The following is a 4244-nucleotide window of genomic DNA, read 5'->3' as shown; positions in this document are numbered from 1 at the left end:
GCCTGCGCCTGCACGCCGACATCGACGAGCGCGGGCTGGAGTGGCTCATGCGCCGCCAGGGCCTCCCGGTCCCCCCGACGGCGGCCACCGGGCACCGGGTCGGCCTGCTGATCAGCAAGTCCGGTTCCGGCAGCCTGTTCGCCGCCGCCGGCGAGAACGCCGCGACGCTGGCCGTCGAGGAGATCAACGCCGAGGGCGGGATCGACGGCCGCCCGCTCGAACTGCTGGTCGGCGACGACGCCACCGACCCGGCCACGGGGGCGCTGGAGGCGATGCGGCTGGTCCGCGCCGGGTGCCGCACGGTGTTCCTGATGACCACCTCGGCCACCTACGTCACGGTCTCGGCGGCCCTGCGGAGCAGCGAGGTCCTGCTCGTCCAGACCCTCATGAACGAGGGCGGCGGTCACGACCGGCTCCGGATCCGGCTCGGGGAACGCCCCCACGCCCAGCTGGCCACCGCGGCGGTCCCGCTCATGCGCGCAGCAGGCGGGCGGCGCTGGTTCCTCGCCGGCAACGACTACATCTGGCCCCGTTCGGTCAACTCCGCCGCGCGGGCCGTACTGCCGACCTACGGCGCGACGCTGGTGGGTGAGCGGTACGCGCCGCTGGGCACGGTCGACTTCGCCCCGATCATCGACGCCGTGGTGGCCTCCGGTGCCGACATCGTGCTCAACACGTTCGTCGGTGCCGACGCCGCGGCGTTCGAGCGGCAGTGCCACGCGATGGGGCTGCGCGAGCGGGCCCTGAGCCTCGCCCCGGCGTTGGACGAGTCCACCCTCGAACGGGTCGGCAGCGCGGCCGCACCGGGGATCCACGGGATCTCCGGCTACTTCCAGCACCTCGACACCGCCGGCAACGACTCGCTGGTCCGCCGCTACCGCGAGTCCTTCGGACCGTGGGCGCCGCCGCTGTCCACGCTGTCGGAGTGCACCTTCGAGGCCGTGCACATGTGGACCGCCGCCGCCCGGCGCGCCCGGACCACCGAACCCGGCCCCGTGGCCGACGAGATGCGCACCGGCCAGTTCGACTTCCCCCGCGGCACCGTCACCCTCGACGGCACCGACCAGGTCCACCAGCGGATGTACCTCGCCGCGGCCCGCGGAGCGTGCTTCGGGCCCATGCAACCCGCGGGCAACACCGGGTGACCGGCCAGCGGCGGTCGCGCCCCGCCGAGCCGCGGCACGGGTCGCTGCCCGTGCTGCTGCTCATCATCAGCGTCCTCACCCTCGGCCGCGTCGTCGTCACCAACACGACCGGCAACGTGATCATCACGGGCTTCGCGATCGCGGCGCGCCCGAGTTCCCGCTGGTCACGTCGCTCCCGGTGCTGGCCGCGTTCCTGGTCGGGGCGAGAGCGGGCGGGCCGGCTCAGACGGGCCAGCTGCGCAGCCAGACGGTGTGGGGCGACCGGCGCAGCTCCGACAGCGCCGACTCGCTCAGCACCGTGTCGGTGTCGACCAGCACGTAACCGTGCCCATCGCGGGTGGACAGCGACTGCCCGACGACGTTGACGCCGGTCTCGGCCAGCATGCGGTTGATGTCGGCCAGCACCCCGGGCACGTTCGTGTGCAGGTAACCCATCCGGAAGGCGCCCTGCACCTGCGGGACCGCCACCTCCGGCAGGTTGACCGAGAGCGCGGTGCCACCGGCGGTGACGAAGCCGACCAGCTTGTTGGCGACGAAGTGCCCGATCTCCTCCTGCGCCTCCTGGGTGGAGCCCCCGACGTGCGGGGTGAGGATGACGTTGTCGAGGCCCCGCAGCGGGGACTCGAAGGAGTCACCCTGGGCCTTCGGCTCGATCGGGAAGACGTCGATCGCGGCGCCGGCCAGGTGGCCGGAGAGGATGTTGTCGCGCAGCGCGGCGTCGTCGACGACCATGCCGCGGGAGGCGTTGATGAACATCGCCCGAGGCTTCATCTTCGCGAACTGCTCGGCGCCGAACAGCCCGGCGTTGCCGGGGCGGCCGTCGACGTGCAGGCTCACCACGTCGGCCTCGGCCAGCAGCTCGTCGAGCGTGCCGACCTGCCGGGCGTTGCCGTGGGCGAGCCGGTCGGCGGTGTCGTAGAAGATCACCCGCAGGCCGACGGCCTCCGCCACGTTGGACAGCTGCGTGCCGATGTTGCCGTAGCCGACGATGCCCAGCGTGCGGCCGCGGATCTCGTGGCTGCCCTTGGCCGACTTGTCCCAGACGCCCTCGTGCATGCGCTGGGTCTTCTCGCCCAGCCGGCGTGCCAGCGAGATGATCTCGCCCAGCACCAGCTCCACGACGCTGCGGGTGTTGGAGAACGGCGCGTTGAACACGGCCACGCCGCGGGCGGCGGCGTCGACCAGGTCCACCTGGTTGGTGCCGATGCAGAAGCACCCCACCGCCAGGAGGTCCTTCCCGGCCTCGAGCACTCGCGGGGTGACCTTGGTGTTGGACCGGATGCCGAGCACGGCCACGCCCGGCAGCTGGTCGATGAGCTCGTCCTCGCTCAACGAGCCCGTACGCACGTCGACCTCGAAGCCGGCCCGGCGGAACGCCTCGGCCGCGACGGGGTGGATGTTCTCCAGCAGAAGTACCTTCACGCGACCAACTTAGACGGCCGCTGTTCGCACCGATGCCGTGAGACCATCACCCGAAGAGTGGCCGCGCACCGACGTGCGGCCTCACGGCCTCCTGACCCCCGGGCCGTCGGACCATCCGACGGGAGTCAACCGTGTCCACCATCCCCCGTCTCCGCCACGTCGTGCTGCACGGCCGACGGACGGCGTTCCGCGAGGCCGGGGCCGCGTCGGGCGGGCCGGTGGTGCTCCTGGTGCACGGGCTGGCCAGCAGCTCCACCACCTGGGCGGCGGTGATGCCCGCGCTGGCCCGCCATGCCCACGTGATCGCCCCCGACCTGCTCGGGCACGGCGGCTCGGCCAAGCCCCGCAGCGGTGACTACTCGCTGGGCGCCCACGCGGCCGAGCTGCGGGACCTGCTGCTCGCCCTGGACCTCGGCGCGGTCACCGTCGTCGGGCACTCCTACGGCGGCGGCGTCGCGATGCAGTTCAGCTACCTGTTCCCCGAACTCGTCGAGCGTGTGGTGCTGGTCTCCAGCGGCGGGCTGGGACGCGAGGTCACGTTCGCGCTGCGCGCCGCGACGCTGCCCGGCACCGCGCTGGTGCTGCGGCTGGCGGCCACGCTCGCCCCCACCTGGTTGCCCCGCCTGGTCGGGCTGGTGCTGCGGGCCGTGCCGTCGGCGTCGCCGTCGGAGATCAACGGGCTGGCCCGGGCGCTCACGTCCTTCGCCGACGACGGCACCCGCGGCGCGTTCGCCCGCACCGTGCACGGCGCGCTGGACTGGTCGGGGCAACGGCTGGAGGGCACCGAGCGGCTCTACCTGCTGGCCGAGCTCCCCGTCCTGCTCATCGCCGGGGACCGGGACTCGGTGATCCCCGCCGCCCACACCGTCGACGCCCACCGGCTGCTGCCCGGCAGCAACCTGGAGGTCTTCACCGACACCGGCCACTTCCTGCACACCGAGCAGCCCCAGCTCTTCGCCCGGGTGCTGCAGCAGTTCCTCGACACCACCCGCCCGGCAGAGGCCGACCGGCACTCCCGGCGCCGCCAGCTCCTGCGCCGCCCGCTCCCCGACCTGCGGGACGTCACCGGATAGGAGCGGCGGTCCGCAGGTCCGGATCCGGGTGGACCGGGCCCGCGGACCACGCAACGGCGCCCGACTCGCCGCGATACCTGACCGCGGCGAGGGGGTCGTGCCCCGCAGCGGCCTGGAACCGGGCTGGTCGCCCGGCACCCCGCCCGCGCCACCGGCGCGGACCTGTTGTGGCTGGCCGCGGCGTCGGTGACGCTTCCGGTGTTGCACGCCCACCCCCAGGAGTGCTCGCTGCCCAGGTGATCGAATCAGCCGACGCGACGAGTAGCTCGATCCTGCGCAGACGGTGCTGTGCGTGGTCGAGTGCGCTGTGGCCGACCACGAACCCCGCCGTGTCGCTGATCTGGGGGCCTGTGCCATGAGCGCACCGCACCTCGAAGAACGGTGGCCCACTCCACCACTGTCAAGATCGGCACCACCGCCGGGGTGGCGTCTTGATCAACGGGTCATATGACATAGCCGGCGGCGCAGCCACGCGGTGAACAGGCTCTGAGCTGCCCAAACAGGTGGTGATCGCACACTTGTTCGAGTAGAATCAAGGCATGCCCACCGGCCGGCTGGCTCCCGCGCAGCACCTCCTCACCGAGGCCCTCGACACGCTGGACCA

General features: G+C 72.7%; 3 protein-coding genes. 2 read left to right on the top strand and 1 reads right to left on the bottom strand.

Features of this window, described 5'->3' with window-relative positions; translation table 11 throughout:
• Positions 1–1145, top strand: a 1145-nt coding sequence (locus tag BGP03_RS01110; RefSeq protein ID WP_299735088.1) for a substrate-binding protein, incomplete at its 5' end; no start/stop codon positions are given.
• A gap of 222 nt (positions 1146–1367) precedes the next feature.
• Here BGP03_RS01110 and serA read toward each other — a convergent pair.
• Entirely contained in the window at positions 1368–2567 is a 1200-nt protein-coding gene (gene serA, locus BGP03_RS01105; RefSeq protein ID WP_296366823.1) for a phosphoglycerate dehydrogenase, read from the bottom strand.
• 131 nt (positions 2568–2698) lie between these two features.
• Between serA and BGP03_RS01100 the strand changes: the two genes are divergently transcribed.
• The gene (locus BGP03_RS01100; protein WP_296366825.1) at positions 2699–3640 is read left to right on the top strand and encodes an alpha/beta fold hydrolase; all 942 of its coding nucleotides are present in this window, start codon (positions 2699–2701) and stop codon (positions 3638–3640) included.
• Positions 3641–4244: the final 604 nt, after the last annotated feature.

This window comes from Pseudonocardia sp. 73-21 (assembly GCF_001899645.1).
GTDB lineage: Bacteria > Actinomycetota > Actinomycetes > Mycobacteriales > Pseudonocardiaceae > Pseudonocardia.
This window is presented reverse-complemented; position numbering and strand designations above follow the sequence as displayed.